The sequence below is a fragment of the Streptomyces xantholiticus genome (assembly GCF_014651015.1).
GTDB classification, from domain to species: Bacteria; Actinomycetota; Actinomycetes; order Streptomycetales; family Streptomycetaceae; genus Streptomyces; species Streptomyces xantholiticus.
This window is the reverse complement of record NZ_BMWB01000008.1, coordinates 126,558-141,081: the sequence shown is the minus strand read 5'-3', so window position 1 is coordinate 141,081 and position 14,524 is coordinate 126,558. Positions and strand designations below refer to the sequence as shown.

Sequence of the window (14,524 nt, the reverse complement as noted above, 5' to 3'; positions counted from 1 at the left end):
GGCGTCCGTGGTTCCGTGCCCGTACTTTCCCTCCGTAACCTGGCATTCCAAGGAACGGGGCGGGGTACGTGGAACACACTCGAAGCGCAAACACCGGTCTATTGCTCGCCGGGCGCTATCGGCTGGGCGAGACAATCGGTCGTGGTGGCATGGGCAAAGTCTGGCGTGCCCATGACGAGTTGTTGCACAGAGTGGTCGCCGTCAAGGAGTTGACGGCGGGCCTCTACGTGTCGGAGGTCGATCGGGCCGTCCTTCACGCCCGCACGCAGAAGGAGGCGCGGGCGGCCGCCCGCATCAGCCATCCCGGAGTCGTCACGGTCCACGACGTGCTCGAGCACGACGCACGGCCCTGGATCGTCATGCAGTACGTGGACGGACCCTCGCTCGCGGACGCCGCCAAGGTGCCGGGGCGAATCGACGAGCGGGAGGCGGCGCGGATCGGTCTCGACGTCCTGCGGGCGCTGGGCGCCGCGCACGCCGCCGGGGTGCTCCATCGGGACATCAAGCCCGCCAATGTGCTGCTGGGCAGGGACGGCCGGGCGCTGATCACGGACTTCGGGATCGCGGCCATCGAGGGCGATGCGACGATCACCAGGACGGGCGAGATCGTCGGTTCGATCGACTATCTCGCACCGGAGCGGGTCCGTGGCCGCGACCCCGGGCCCGCCTCGGATCTGTGGTCGCTGGGCGCGACCTTGTACACGGCAGTGGAGGGGACGTCACCGTTCCGGCGTTCGTCGCCGCTGTCGACGATGCAGGCCGTGGTGGACGACGAGCCGTCGGTGCCGGTGCGGGCGGGGCGGCTCGGGCCGGTGATCCTGGCGCTGCTGCGCAAGGATCCGGCCGCACGGCCTTCGGTCGCCGAAGCGGAGCGGATGCTGACACAGGCCATGGAGGGAGAGGAGGCCACCGGGCGCACGGGCGTGCCGACGCAGCGGATGCCGCAGCCCGCTCCGGTACCGGAGTCCCCCGAGGCACCGCCGGCCGGGGCTGCCCCACGCCGTCGCGGGGGCCGCATACGCAGGGCGGCGCTCGTCGTGGTGCTGGCGGCCGTGGTCGGCGGCGGCGCGGGCGTGGCGATGCAGTTCGCGGACGGTGACATTCGGGGCGGCGGCACGCAGTCGGCGGGCGAGCCGCAGGGCGATCCGGGGGCGGACCCGTCAGGACTCCCGGAGGGCTGGCAACGCGTCGCCGACCCGGAGGGCTTCAGCCTGTGGGTGCCCGACGGCTGGCGGCGTCAGACGGACGGCAACCAGATCGACTACACGCCGGACAACGGCCGGCACCGCATCCGTATCAGCATCGATCCGGCGCCCGACCACGAGAACCCGTACATGCACATGCTCGACATGCAGAGAAGCCTCGAGGAGAGACTGCCGGAGTACCGGCGCCTTCAGCTGCATCCGAACACCTTCCGGGACCGGACGCTCTCCGCGCTCTGGGAGTTCACCTGGACGGAGCGTACGGAGCACCCCGGCCCCCGGCGGGCGATCGACCAGATGTACTACGAGGAGGACGGCACCGAGTACGCCCTCTACATGTCGGGCCCCGCGGAGGACTGGACGACGACTCGTGAGCAGTTCGACACCATGTTGCGCGGATGGCGGCCTTCGGGCGCTGAATAGGACCTGATCAGGGCTTATGTGCCAGTGATCACTGGCATGGTCGTGCGCACATGGTGAAAAGGTGTTACCGACGGGTACCCAAAGTGCTGCTCTACGCCTACTCTCGCCCCCATGACGGACTCGCAGGCCACCGCCACCGCCCTCGGCACCAACCCGACCGCCGCTGCCCCGGCCGGGGCGCGCACCGCCGCCGACGTGGTGACCCCCGAGGTGGTCGCCCGGCTGACCAAGGGCGTCGTCGGCTCCGGCCGCACCGCCAACCACACGCCGTTCACCGGCGAGCAGTTGGCCGAGCTTCCCGAATCGACGCCCGAGGACGTGGCCACGGCCTTCGAACGCGCCCGCGCCGCGCAGCCCGCATGGGCGGCCACCCCGGTCCGGGCCCGTGCGGCCGTCCTGCTGCGCTTCCACGACCTGGTCCTCGAGCGCCAGGCCGAGATCCTCGATCTGATCCAGCTGGAGACCGGCAAGGCCCGGCTGCACGCGCACGAAGAGGTCCAGGCCGTCGCCGTCGCCGCGCGCCACTACGGGCGCAAGGCCCCCTCGTACCTGAAGCCGAAGCGGCACACCGGAGTCGTACCCGTCCTCACCAGGACCACCGAACTGCGCCACCCGCGCGGGGTCGTGGGGCAGATCGCACCCTGGAACTACCCGCTGGAGCTGTCCGTCGGAGACGCACTGCCCGCTTTCGTCACCGGTAACGCGGTCGTGATGAAGCCCGACACCGAGACGGCGCTGACCGCCCTTTGGGCGCGGGACCTGCTGATCGAGGCGGGACTGCCCGCCGAGGTGTTCCAGGTCGTCGTCGGAGACGGACCGGTCGTGGGACCCGAAGTCGTGAAGCACGCCGACTACGTCTCCTTCACCGGCTCCACCCGCACCGGCCGTCAGGTGGCGCAGGGTGCGGCCGCCCGTCTGGTCGGCGTCTCCCTCGAACTCGGCGGCAAGAACGCCATGCTGGTACTGCACGACGCCGATGTGGAGAAGGCCGCCGCCGGAGCGGTGCGTGCGTGCTTCTCCTCCGCCGGCCAGCTGTGCATCTCCATCGAGCGGCTCTACGTTCACGAATCCGTCGCCGATGACTTCATCGAGCGGTTCGCCGCCCGCACGAAGGCCATGCGGCTCGGCAACTCCCTCGCGTACGGGGCCGACATGGGTTCCCTCGTCGGCGAGCGCCAGCTCGAGACCGTCACCCGCCACGTCGAGGAGGCCGTCGCCAAGGGCGCGCGGCTCGTCGCCGGCGGGCTCGCCCGCCCCGACATCGGCCCGCTCTTCTACGAGCCCACCATTCTCGACGGTGTCGAGTCACCGATGGCCGTGTGCTCGGAGGAGACCTTCGGCCCGGTCGTCTCCCTCTACCGCTTCACCGACGAGGACGACGTCATCGCCCGGGCCAACGCCACCCCGTACGGCCTCAACTCCAGCGTCTGGACCAAGGACGCCCGGCGCGGTCACGCCGTCGCCGCCAAGCTGCGCACCGGCACCGTCAACATCAACGAGGGTTACGCACCGGCGTACGGCAGCGTCCAGTCCCCGATGGGCGGCATGAATGACTCCGGCCTCGGCCGGCGCCACGGCTCCGAGGGCATCCTCAAGTACACCGAGGCGCAGACCGTGGCCCAGCAGCGACTGATGCCGCTGGCCCCGTCGTTCGGCATGGACGACGAGAAGTACGCGGCCTTCATGAGCGTCAGCCTCAAGGCGATGAAGGCCCTGCGCCTGCGCTGACCCGCCGCCCCCGTCCCCCTTCACCGCCCGCACATTTCACGAGGAGAGCCATGTCCGAGGTACCCCCTGCCCGAAACCAGGATGCGGGCGACGGCGTCGCGTACGACTACGACGTGCTCGTCGTGGGCTCCGGCTTCGGCGGCTCCGTCTCGGCGCTCCGCCTCACCGAGAAGGGCTACCGGGTGGGGGTGCTCGAGGCGGGCCGGCGCTTCACCCGCGAGTCCCTGCCGAAGAACTCCTGGGACCTGCGCAACTACCTCTGGGCCCCGGCTCTCGGCCTCTTCGGCATCCAGCGCATCCATCTGCTCGGCAATGTGATGGTGCTGGCCGGAGCGGGCGTCGGCGGCGGCTCGCTCAACTACGCCAACACGCTCTACGTACCGCCCGCACCCTTCTTCAACGACCCGCAGTGGAAGGACATCACGGACTGGCACGACGAGCTGAAGCCGTACTACGACCAGGCGCGGCGCATGCTCGGTGTCCGCCTCAATCCGACGATGACCCCCTCCGACGTCCATCTGAAGGCGACCGCACAGGCGATGGGCGTCGGCGACAGCTTCCACATGGCGCCCGTCGGGGTGTTCTTCGGCGACGGCGACGACGCCGACGGCACGGTGAAGGCCAGGCCCGGAGAGGAGGTCGCCGACCCCTACTTCGGCGGCGCGGGCCCCTCGCGCAGGGCATGCAGCGAGTGCGGCGAGTGCATGACGGGCTGCCGGCACGGCGCCAAGAACACCCTCAACGAGAACTATCTGTACCTCGCGGAGAAGGCGGGCGCCGTCGTCCACCCGATGACGTCCGTCGTCGCCGTCACCGAGGACTCTCAGGGCGGCTTCGCCGTCAAGACCCTGCCCAGCGACAACCGGCGCAAGGGAAGGGGCCGCACGTTCACCGCCCGCCGGGTCGTCATCGCCGCCGGTACGTACGGGACGCAGACGCTGCTGCACCGGATGAAGGACGGCGGACTGCTGCCGCATCTGTCGGCCCGGCTCGGCGAGCTGACCCGCACCAACTCGGAGGCAGTGGTCGGCGCGCAGACCGACGACCGGCGCTACCGCAGGCGCCACGGCGCCGACAGGGTCGACTTCACCCGCGGTGTCGCCATCACCTCGTCCATCCACCCGGACGAGAACACCCACATCGAGCCCGTCCGCTACGGCAGGGGCTCGAACGCGATGGGCGGCATGACCGTCCTCCAGGTGCCCTACCGGGTGAAGGGCCGGGTCGTCGGCTGGCTCGGCAACATGGCGAAGCACCCGTTGCTCGCGGTGCGCGCGCTCTCCAACCGGCGCTGGTCGGAGCGGACCATCATCGGCCTGGTCATGCAGTCCCTCGACAACTCCCTGACCACGTACCGCAAGCCGAAGGGCATCGGGAAGGGGCTGCTCACCGCGCGCCAGGGGCACGGCGCCCCGAACCCCAACCAGATCCCCGAGGCCACGCGTGCGGCCTCGCTGCTCGCAGAGGAGATCAACGGCTTCGCCGGCTCCAACATCGGTGAGCTGATGGGCACCCCGCTCACGGCGCACTTCCTGGGCGGTTGCCCGATCGGCGACTCCCCGCAGACCGGTGTGATCGACCCGTACCACCGGCTGTACGGCCATCCCGGCATCTCGGTCGTGGACGGCGCCGCGGTCTCGGCGAACCTCGGCGTCAACCCGTCGCTGACGATCACGGCCCAGGCGGAGCGGGCGATGTCCTTCTGGCCCAACAATGGCGAGGAGGACCCCCGGCCGGCGCAGGGCGTGGAGTACCAGCGGCTGTCCCCGGTGGCGCCGAAGTCACCGGCGGTCCCGGCGGATGCGTTCGGCGCGCTGAAGCTGCCGTTCCTGGGCATGCCGGCGCTCCCGCCGAAGAGGTGACCCGGCCGCACCCAGCACAAAGGCCGCTGCACCCCCCTCCGAGTGCAGCGGCCTTGGTGGCTCTACGGGCCTGAACGCGAGCGTCAGGCGTCAGCGGTTACGCGGTGGCGTCACCACGGCGGCGCTTCATGGCGAAGACCACACCCGCACCGGCGAGGATGGCGATACCGCCGACCGTGCCGATGACGGGCAGGCTCGAGTCGGAACCGGTCTCGGCGAGGTTGCCGGTGACGGGAAGCTCCTTCACGCCGCCCTGCGGCTTGGTGTCGGGGCCCTTGTCACCCGGCTTGCCCTTGCCCGGCTCCGCGTCGCCCGGGTTCTCGTTCGGGGAACCCGGCTTCAGGACGGTGAAGTCCGCCCAGGCGCCCGCGTTCTCGGCGATGCACTCCTGGCCCTCGACATCGCCGAGGTAGCCGCCGGAACCGATGGCGTAGCTGTCACCGGCAGGCGCGTCCTTCGCGATGTTGACCCGAAGGTCGATCTTCACGAAGTCCTGGGGCTTCATCGTCTGGACGCCCCAGAAGTAGTCACCGGCGTACGTCTCGTCGCCGATCCGCTCCCACTGGTTGGTGCCGGGAAGACGGAACTGCAGCTCGACGTACTTGCTGAGCCACTTGGCCTCGTCGACCTCGTAGTTCTCGACCTCGGCGTAGAAGGCGACCTCCTTGAGGTCGGCCTTCGAGTTGTTGGTGATGGTGAGGTTGAAGTCCTCCCAGCCGCTGCCCGCGACGATCTTGCCGGGCAGCCCGGAGAGCTTGAGGCCGAGCGCCTTCTCCTCGAAGTTCTCGTCCAGCTCCTCGCAGTACGGCGGAAGCTCCTCGTCGGGGTCCTCGGTACCGGGGTCTTCCGTGCCCGGGTCTTCCGTGCCGGGGTCCTCGGTACCGGGGTCTTCCGTGCCGGGGTCCTCGGTACCGGGGTCTTCCGTGCCCGGGTCTTCGGTACCGGGGTCTTCCGTGCCCGGGTCTTCCGTGCCGGGGTCCTCGGTACCGGGGTCTTCCGTGCCCGGGTCTTCGGTACCGGGGTCTTCCGTGCCCGGGTCCTCGGTACCGGGGTCTTCCGTGCCCGGGTCCTCGGTGCCCGGGTCTTCCGTGCCGGGGTCCTCGGTACCGGGGTCTTCCGTGCCCGGCGTGTTGGGGTCCGTCTCGGACACGATCGGGGTGGTGCTGATCGTCGCGTACGCAGCCGGCGCCGCCAGGAAGGTGGCGGGTGCGATGACGGCGGTCGCGGCAGCGACAGCCATGGCGCGGCGAAGCTTCATTGAGACCTCAGTGAAGTCTGGGTACCGCTGATGCGGCACGAAGGCTGATGGGGACCCCCCGGGGCACCACCGTGGGTGCGAACACGTGAGGTCGGTGTTACGCATGCATGACCTGTGACCAGGGGGATTGGTTGCACGCCGACTCACAGGATCTTTATGTGACCTGCGTCATGCCGACGTGCGGATGAGCAACGACGGCCCGGCGTGGATCGGTTCGCTGCGCGCGGGAGGCGAACCGTTCAGCTTCTTGGTCAATGTCCCGCAGGGCGCGAAGGTCACCAAGAGCCCGCTGCCTGCGGCCCGGTGAACACCGAGAACGGCAAGGACGAGTCCCGCTACCTGCGCTGGGCCGACACGCCGGTCCTGGAGAACGACAAGCGCAGCTACCCGTTCGAGCTCCGCATCGAGAAGGTCGTCGCAGCGCCAAGGGCAGGATCCACTTCCCCGCGTTCCCGGGGCAGGAGGACAGCCCCTGGGAGGGGAAGCCCGCAGACGACGACGGCTGGATCGTGCTGAACGGCACCAGTGAGGAGGAGACCCCCGGCGACACCGGTGACTCCGGAGGTAGGACCGGCGGTTCCGGTTCCAACGGTGGCTCGACCGGCGGGCCCGGTGACGACGAGGGCGGGTCCGGCACGGCCGGCGGCTCCTCCACCGGCACCACCGGTGGGGACTCCACCCAGGGTGGTCTGGCCTCCACCGGCTCCACCGGCTCCACCGCCGCACCGGCCGCGGCCGGCGCCGCCGTCGCACTCGTCGGGGGTGGGGGGCTCTTAGTGGTCGCCCGTCGTCGCCGCTCCGCGTGACGCCGGCGCCGACGTCGAGAAGGGACCTGCGGACATCGGCGTCCGCGGGGCTCTTCAGGTCGGCACCGACGTCAGGGCAGCGCCGGTGCCGAGGGGCGCCGGGGGTTGCGCCGCGTCGTGGGCAGGCCGCCGGCCCGGCGCGCGGGCAGCGCGCACGGGCAGCGGTGGCCTTCGGGAATGTGGCCGCGCAGTGGGGGGGATCTGATCGTGCTGCATCTGCTGGGCGGGCTGCGGCGCGCGCAACCGTACGGACCGAATGCGGTCGGTGCCGGGCGTCCCCGGCGCCGACCGCCCTTGGGGTGACCGGGCTGCTGTCCCCTGCCTACCGGTCACGCGCACTGGGGCGAGGTCCCACGACGCACCTGCGGTACGTCACACGCCCCAGCGGAGCCACGCGTGGTTTCCTTCGAGGCCGCCCCTGGCTGGCACGGACAACGGGACCAACGAAACCCGGCCGGGTGCGTCACGCGCCGTACGGGTGAGGATCCGCCCGAACGCGGATACGCAGGCGTACGCGGGCCGTTGGGTCAGATCCGGCCGCGGCACAGCTCGAGCATCGTCATCGCGATCGCCGTGCCGGGTTTGCCGAGCGCGTCCCTGTAGTGGGCGAGCACCTCCATCTCGCGCGCCAGATTCACCCGGCGGCCGCCGGAGGCGATACGGGCGTCCTGAATGACGGCGGAGACGGCCATCCGTTCCTGGATGAGGCCGATGATCCGGTCGTCGAGCGCGTCGATCCGCTCGCGGGCGCCGGTGATCACGGTTGCGGCCTGGTCGGTGCGGGCGCCGGTCTTCTCGGTCTCGGTGACGGACATCTCATGGGCTCCTTGTTCCGGGTTCTCTCGCGCGGCCCTCGGATCGGCACGGCCCGGAAAAGCCGAAGCGCCCCGGGCCTTGTCGGCCCGGGGCGCCTGGGAAGTCGCTGTCTGAAGCTAGGCAGCACGACCATGGCAGCCGGACGGGCCGGTGCCATAGGTAAAGACGAAGGTCAGCTGCTTCTGCATGCGGTCAGTATGGACCGCACCCGGCCGCGGAGGCCAAACCGGGTTCGGATGGTGAGACGAGAAGCCGCGTCCGGCGCGCCGGTAGAATCGGTAAGGCAGACCCTTTTTCCCCGCCGGAAGGCAGCCCCAGTGCCAGCAGCACCCTCCGCCGCCCCCGACGTCGTACTCGTTGTCGACTTCGGTGCGCAGTACGCCCAGCTCATCGCCCGCCGCGTCCGTGAGGCCCGGGTCTACAGCGAGATCGTCCCGTCGACCATGCCGGTGGCCGAGATGCTGGCCAAGAACCCGAGGGCGATCATCCTCTCCGGCGGCCCCTCGTCGGTGTACGCGGAGGGCGCCCCGCGCCTGGACCGCGCGATCTTCGAGGCGGGTGTCCCCGTCTTCGGCATGTGCTACGGCTTCCAGTTGATGGCGACGACGCTCGGCGGCACCGTCGACAACACCGGCGCGCGGGAGTACGGGCGTACGCCGCTGCACGTCACCAAGCCCGGCTCGACGCTCTTCGAGGGCACCCCGGCCGAGCAGTCGGTGTGGATGTCGCACGGCGATGCCTGCTCCGCCGCCCCCGAGGGCTTCACCGTCACCGGGTCCACGGACGTCGTGCCGGTGGCCGCCTTCGAGAACGACGAGAAGAAGCTGTACGGCGTGCAGCACCACCCCGAGGTGATGCACTCCACCTACGGCCAGCAGGTGCTCGAGCACTTCCTCTACCGCGGCGCCGGCATCGAGCCGAACTGGACCACGGGCAATGTCATCGAGGAGCAGGTCGAGGCGATCCGTGCCCAGGTCGGCACCAAGCGCGCCATCTGCGGTCTCTCCGGCGGCGTGGACTCCGCGGTCGCCGCGGCCCTCGTCCAGAAGGCCATCGGCTCCCAGCTGACCTGCGTGTACGTCGACCACGGTCTGATGCGCAAGGGCGAGACCGAGCAGGTCGAGAAGGACTTCGTCGCGGCCACGGGCGTGCAGCTCAAGGTCGTGGACGCCGAGGAGCGCTTCCTCAAGGCGCTGGCCGGGGTGTCCGACCCCGAGGAGAAGCGGAAGGTCATCGGCCGCGAGTTCATCCGCGTCTTCGAGCAGGCGCAGGCCGAGATCGTGGCCGAGGCCGAGCACGGCGAGGACGTCGCCTTCCTCGTCCAGGGCACGCTCTACCCGGACGTCGTCGAGTCCGGCGGCGGCACCGGCACCGCCAACATCAAGTCGCACCACAACGTGGGCGGTCTGCCCGAGGACCTCGAGTTCGAGCTCGTCGAGCCGCTGCGCAAGCTGTTCAAGGACGAGGTCCGCATGGTCGGCCAGGAGCTCGGCCTGCCGGACGAGATCGTCCAGCGCCAGCCGTTCCCGGGCCCGGGCCTCGGCATCCGGATCGTCGGCGAGGTCACCCGAGAGCGGCTCGACCTGCTGCGCGAGGCCGACGCCATCGCCCGCGAGGAGCTCACGGCGGCCGGCCTGGACCGGGACATCTGGCAGTGTCCGGTGGTACTGCTCGCCGACGTCCGCAGCGTGGGCGTCCAGGGAGACGGCCGCACCTACGGCCACCCGATCGTGCTGCGCCCGGTCTCGTCCGAGGACGCGATGACGGCGGACTGGACGCGGATGCCCTACGAGGTGCTGGCGAAGATCTCGACCCGGATCACCAACGAGGTCGCGGACGTGAACCGCGTGGTCCTCGACGTGACGAGCAAGCCCCCGGGCACCATCGAGTGGGAGTGACCCTTCCGCAAGGCCAACCGTGATGCCGTCGCTCATTCGTTTGAGCGGCGGCATCGTCCGTTCCCCCTGGGTACGCCGCCGTACGGACCAGAACCCCCGGCGGCGGGCATTCCCCACTTCCGGCGGGTCGAGACGGGCGGCACCGACGATCACCCGGTCGTCCAGGTCTTCGAGCGCTCAGAGGTCACCAGGTCCTGTGCGACCGGCATCCACCACGACCGGCTCGAGCTCTCCGTCCCGTTCGACATCGACATCGGGGACATCGACACCCTCTGACGGTTCTCCTCTGTCACGGACTGCGCCGCTAGCCTGGTGAGCGGCGTGGCCACGCCGTACGTATGGTCGGTTGACGGGTCAACTGAAGGCGGGACGAGCGATGACACACACGCAGCGGGCGACATCGGTCTATGGAACGCTCGACGACCGGCCGCGCGGCTGGAGGGAGCAGGCCGGCCGGTACGCACTGCTGCCGCTGCGCCTCTTCCTCGGCGTGACGTTCATCTACGCGGGCATCGACAAACTCACCGACAGCGCCTTCATGTCGGCGACCGGCACCGGCTCCATCGGTGAGCTGATGAACAACGTGCGCGACACCTCCGCCATCCCGTCCCTCGTCGACCTGGCGCTGAAGAACCCGGAAGGCTTCGGCCACGCCATCGCCCTCGGGGAACTGGCCGTCGGCATCGGCACCCTCGTCGGGCTGGTGGCCCGGCTCGCCGCCCTCGGCGGGGCGCTGATCTCGCTGAGTCTGTGGCTGACGGTGAGTTGGCAGACCGACCCGTACTACTACGGCAACGACCTCGCCTATCTGATGGCCTGGCTGCCGCTGGTGCTCGCGGGCGCCTCCCTGTTCTCCCTGGACGCGCTGATCGCGGCACGGCGGCGGCGTATCCCGTAGTGCAGCGCGGCCACCGCGCCCGCCACGAGGAGACCGCCGAAGACCAGAGGGAACGCCACCCACCAGGGCGTGTGCCAGGCGCCGCCGGCGTCGCCGCCGTAGAGCAGGGCGGTGGCCAGTACACACAGCCCGGCGATCATCCTGGCCGGGCGGAAACCGTGCAGGAACGCCCGGCCGGGCCCCTGCGTCGACTCATGACGTGGCACGGGTCACCTCCACCTGTCCGATGCCCACTTCCAGCCGCAGCTCCAGCGTCCCCGCCGGCTTCGCCCCCGCCGGGGGCGGCAGGGTGCGCCGGCGGTCCTGGCTCGGGCCGACGTCGATGTCCTCGGCGGTCTCGCCGGGGAGCCGGATGTCGCCGACGCCGACTTCGGCGTCGACCTTCACCGTCGCGTCCTTCGGCAGGACGATCCTGAGCCGGCCCGCCCCGACCTCGGCACGAGTGGACACCGTCGCGCGCTCGGGAACGGCGAGGGTGGACAGGTCGAGCGTGCCGGCCCCGGTGCCCAGCTCGTAGAGCGGCTCGACGGCGGTGACCGAGGCGGGCCGCCAGGTCTGATCGCCCCAGCTCGTGCTGATGTCCTTCGGCAGGGCGGACGCACCGGCGAGCAGCCCCGCGGTGACCAGCGCCAGCAGGATCGTGCCGAAGCCGGTGCGCCCGAGCAGTGAACCGACCAGCAGGCCGAGGCCGAACACGGCCAGTGCGGCCACCAGACCGATCTGCAGGGCCGTGCCCAGGGGCTGCCCCTCCCAGCTGAGTCCGGTCCCGAGACCACCCGCAAGCAGCGCCAGGAGGAACACCGGTCCGCCGATGCCCCGGGGCCCCCGGTTCTGCCGCGGCACGGGCGCATTGCCGGTGCGGTCCCGCGGCGCCGCGGCCTCCGCCATCGCCGACTCCGGGCCCCACAGATAGCCGGTCGGGACCGGCCCCGTCGTGCCGTCCTTGACGATCGGGTCGCGCCACCACGAGGGGCTCTCCGGCGTGGGCGGAGCCTTCGTCTCGGGCGGCGCCTCCGCCACCGCGTGCGCCGTCGCCGCGTCCATCGGCGCGCCGTCGGTCGACACGAGCCGGCGGCGCTGGGACCACACGGCGGCGCCGGCGACCGTCAGCGAGAGCAGCGCCGCGAAGAAGAGCGTTCCGCTGTTGCCCAGCATGGACAGGAAGATCCCGCAGCCGATCAGGGCGAGGAGCACGGCGGTCAGCGAGGCGCCGTCGACCCGGCCGGACAGCAGCCGGCGGAACTCGTTCTCCTCTTCGTCGTCCGACGGGAGCAGCAGCCAGGCGAACCCGTAGAAGATCAGCCCGATGCCGCCGGTCACCGAGAGCACGCCCACGGCGATCCGGAAGATCACCGGGTCCACGTCGCAGTAGCGGCCCAGACCGCCGCACACGCCGGCCACCACTTTGTGGCGGGGGGAGCGGCGCAGCTGCGGCGTCTCGGGGGGCGGGACGGTCGGCTGCTCTGTCATGGGTCCATGGTGACGGGCGGGGCCGTACGGCGGGAGCCCGGCCGACCCTGGCCGTTCCCTGATATCCGGCCCGGAGACCGTGGGGATTCAGGGGCGGATTGAGGGACGACCCTGATACCGCGCGCCGTACCCGCGTGTGACGATCGAGGCATGCCAGTCGCCACACCGGGAACCACCGGCTCCTCCCGCGCCCCCCTGCCGGAGGAGCCGGCTCTGCGCAAGCTGTACCGCAGTGCCGACGGGCGGATGCTCGGTGGGGTGGCCCGCGGTCTGGCAGGGCATCTGGGACTTCCCGTCATCTGGGTGCGCCTGGTCTTCCTCGGACTGTTCCTGGCCGACGGTCTGGGCGCGGTGCTCTACGCGGTTTTCTGGATCGTGGTGCCGCTCGGCGTCGGCGGCAGGGCCGCGGAGCCGCGCTCGGTGTTCGAGACCACCTCCGACGGGCGTCGCAGGCTCCGCAAGCCCGACAAGGGCCAGCTCTTCGCCGTGGCCGCCCTCCTCTTCGGCGCCGCGGTCTTCGTCGGCAACGTCGACCTGCGGGGAAGCAACCGCTATGTGTGGCCGACGCTGCTCATCGGCGCGGGCGTCGTCCTGGTCTGGCGGCAGGCGGACAACGCCCGGCGCGCCCGCTGGACCGACGTCGGCCGCCGCCGGCGGCTGCTCCAACTGGCCCGGGCGCTGGCCGGCGTCGCGCTGGTCGGCGTGGGCCTGACCGTCTTCATGGTGGTGCGCGGCTCCGCCGCCCAGCTGGGCAACGTGCTGACCGCCGCCGTGGCCGTCATCGCCGGTGTCGCGCTGCTCGCGGGCCCGTGGCTGGTACGGATGACGCAGGACCTCTCGGAGGAACGGACCATGCGCATCCGTGCCCAGGAGCGGGCCGAGGTCGCCGCGCACGTCCACGACTCCGTACTGCACACCCTCACGCTGATCCAGCGGAACGCCGACGATGCGGGCGAGGTGCGCAGGCTCGCCCGCGCCCAGGAGCGGGAACTGCGGAACTGGCTCTACAAGCCGGAGGGCACCGGCAAGGACGAGGACGAGGAGCCCGAAACCCTCGCGGAGGCGGTGAGGAAGACGGCCGCGGAGGTCGAGGACAAGCACGGGGTCCCCATCGAGGTCGTCGTCGTGGGCGACTGCCCGCTCGACGAGAAACTGGCCGCGCAGATGCAGGCCGCGCGTGAGGCGATGGTCAACGCGGCCAAGTACGGTGGCGCGGGAGGGGCGGTGCAGGTGTTCGCGGAGGTCGAGGGCCGTACGGTCTTCGTGTCCGTACGGGACCGGGGGCCGGGCTTCGACCTTGACGCCGTGCCGGAGGACCGGATGGGCGTCAGAGAATCGATCATCGGCCGTATGCAGCGCAACGGCGGGACGGCACGGCTGCGTTCCGTGCCCGGGGACGGCACGGAAGTGGAGCTCGAGATGGAGAGGGCGGACGGATGACCGAGGCCGCAGAACAGACCGCGGAGCGACGGGTGCGGGTCGTGCTCGTCGACGACCACCGGATGTTCCGCACCGGTGTGCAGGCCGAGATCGGGGAGACCGAGCGTACGGGCGTCGAGGTCGTCGGCGAGGCGGCCGACGTCGACCAGGCGGTCACCGTGATCACGGCGACCCGGCCGGAGGTCGTCCTGCTCGACGTGCATCTGCCCGGCGGCGGCGGGGTCGAGGTGCTGCGGCGCTGCGCCGCGCTGATGGCGGCCGTGGAGAACCCGGTGCGGTTCCTGGCACTGTCGGTCTCCGACGCCGCGGAGGACGTGATCGGCGTGATCCGGGGCGGCGCCCGCGGCTATGTCACCAAGACCATCACCGGCACGGACCTGGTCGACTCGATCTTCCGGGTGCAGGACGGCGACGCGGTGTTCTCGCCGCGGTTGGCCGGCTTCGTGCTGGACGCGTTCGCCTCGACGGACGCGCCGCCGGCGGACGAGGACCTGGACCGGCTGACCCAGCGGGAGCGGGAGGTACTGCGGCTGATCGCGCGCGGATACGCGTACAAGGAGATCGCCAAGCAGCTGTTCATCTCGGTGAAGACCGTCGAGTCGCACGTCTCCGCGGTTCTGCGCAAGCTGCAGCTGTCCAACCGGCACGAACTGACGCGGTGGGCGACGGCCCGCCGTCTGGTGTGACGTTCCGTCACGCACCTAACGGGTGACGGGACGTCAT

14 protein-coding genes are annotated in these 14,524 nt (G+C 70.9%); 10 read left to right on the top strand and 4 right to left on the bottom strand.

The features are described from left to right. Positions 1-68 precede the first annotated feature (68 nt). From IE198_RS15235 to IE198_RS15225, 3 genes are all read left to right on the top strand, one after another. Entirely contained in the window at positions 69-1,625 is a 1,557-nt protein-coding gene (locus IE198_RS15235) for a serine/threonine-protein kinase (protein ID WP_189886758.1), read from the top strand. A 111-nt stretch (positions 1,626-1,736) separates the two neighbouring features. Beyond that, entirely contained in the window at positions 1,737-3,353 is a 1,617-nt protein-coding gene (locus IE198_RS15230; RefSeq protein ID WP_189886756.1) for a succinic semialdehyde dehydrogenase, read from the top strand. Positions 3,354-3,403: 50 nt separating this feature from the next. Beyond that, positions 3,404-5,215: a GMC family oxidoreductase gene (locus IE198_RS15225; protein ID WP_189886754.1), complete on the top strand. Its 1,812-nt coding sequence runs from the start codon at positions 3,404-3,406 to the stop codon at positions 5,213-5,215. Between the two features lie 97 nt (positions 5,216-5,312). Here the strand turns inward: IE198_RS15225 and IE198_RS36130 are convergent, their stop codons facing one another. Next, entirely contained in the window at positions 5,313-6,455 is a 1,143-nt protein-coding gene (locus IE198_RS36130; RefSeq protein WP_189886959.1) for an LAETG motif-containing sortase-dependent surface protein, read from the bottom strand. A gap of 202 nt (positions 6,456-6,657) precedes the next feature. Between IE198_RS36130 and IE198_RS36125 the strand changes: the two genes are divergently transcribed. The 3 genes from IE198_RS36125 to IE198_RS15210 are packed head-to-tail and all read left to right on the top strand — an operon-like array spanning position 6,658 to position 7,279. Next, positions 6,658-6,780: a hypothetical protein gene (locus IE198_RS36125; protein ID WP_268246479.1), complete on the top strand. Its 123-nt coding sequence runs from the start codon at positions 6,658-6,660 to the stop codon at positions 6,778-6,780. Continuing rightward, on the top strand, positions 6,777-6,989 hold the full coding sequence (locus IE198_RS15215; protein ID WP_189886753.1) for a hypothetical protein: 213 nt from the start codon (positions 6,777-6,779) through the stop codon (positions 6,987-6,989). The genes IE198_RS36125 and IE198_RS15215 overlap by 4 nt, the downstream gene beginning before the upstream one ends. Then, on the top strand, positions 6,983-7,279 hold the full coding sequence (locus IE198_RS15210; RefSeq protein ID WP_189886751.1) for an LAVTG motif-containing sortase-dependent surface protein: 297 nt from the start codon (positions 6,983-6,985) through the stop codon (positions 7,277-7,279). The genes IE198_RS15215 and IE198_RS15210 overlap by 7 nt, the downstream gene beginning before the upstream one ends. Positions 7,280-7,806: 527 nt before the next feature. On the opposite strand, the gene IE198_RS15205 is transcribed toward IE198_RS15210, so the two are convergent. Further along, positions 7,807-8,094: a chorismate mutase gene (locus IE198_RS15205; protein ID WP_189886748.1), complete on the bottom strand. Its 288-nt coding sequence runs from the start codon at positions 8,092-8,094 to the stop codon at positions 7,807-7,809. A gap of 318 nt (positions 8,095-8,412) precedes the next feature. On the opposite strand from IE198_RS15205, the gene guaA reads away from it, so the two are divergent. Beyond that, entirely contained in the window at positions 8,413-9,993 is a 1,581-nt protein-coding gene (gene guaA, locus IE198_RS15200) for a glutamine-hydrolyzing GMP synthase (protein ID WP_189886746.1), read from the top strand. A 376-nt stretch (positions 9,994-10,369) separates the two neighbouring features. Further along, positions 10,370-10,891: a DoxX family protein gene (locus IE198_RS15195; protein WP_189886744.1), complete on the top strand. Its 522-nt coding sequence runs from the start codon at positions 10,370-10,372 to the stop codon at positions 10,889-10,891. Here the strand turns inward: IE198_RS15195 and IE198_RS15190 are convergent. Both IE198_RS15190 and IE198_RS15185 read right to left on the bottom strand, forming a co-directional pair. Continuing rightward, complete coding sequence (locus IE198_RS15190) at positions 10,798-11,097, bottom strand: hypothetical protein (RefSeq protein WP_308426810.1); 300 nt, start codon at positions 11,095-11,097, stop codon at positions 10,798-10,800. The two genes, IE198_RS15195 and IE198_RS15190, sit on opposite strands and share 94 nt — an antisense overlap. Then, positions 11,084-12,361: a PspC domain-containing protein gene (locus IE198_RS15185; protein WP_189886743.1), complete on the bottom strand. Its 1,278-nt coding sequence runs from the start codon at positions 12,359-12,361 to the stop codon at positions 11,084-11,086. The genes IE198_RS15190 and IE198_RS15185 overlap by 14 nt, the downstream gene beginning before the upstream one ends. Positions 12,362-12,511: 150 nt before the next feature. On the opposite strand from IE198_RS15185, the gene IE198_RS15180 reads away from it, so the two are divergent. Both IE198_RS15180 and IE198_RS15175 read left to right on the top strand, forming a co-directional pair. Then, positions 12,512-13,801 (top strand): ATP-binding protein, encoded by a 1,290-nt coding sequence (locus IE198_RS15180; protein ID WP_189886741.1) that lies wholly within the window; start codon positions 12,512-12,514, stop codon positions 13,799-13,801. Continuing rightward, on the top strand, positions 13,798-14,487 hold the full coding sequence (locus tag IE198_RS15175) for a LuxR C-terminal-related transcriptional regulator (protein ID WP_189886739.1): 690 nt from the start codon (positions 13,798-13,800) through the stop codon (positions 14,485-14,487). The genes IE198_RS15180 and IE198_RS15175 overlap by 4 nt, the downstream gene beginning before the upstream one ends. Positions 14,488-14,524: the final 37 nt, after the last annotated feature.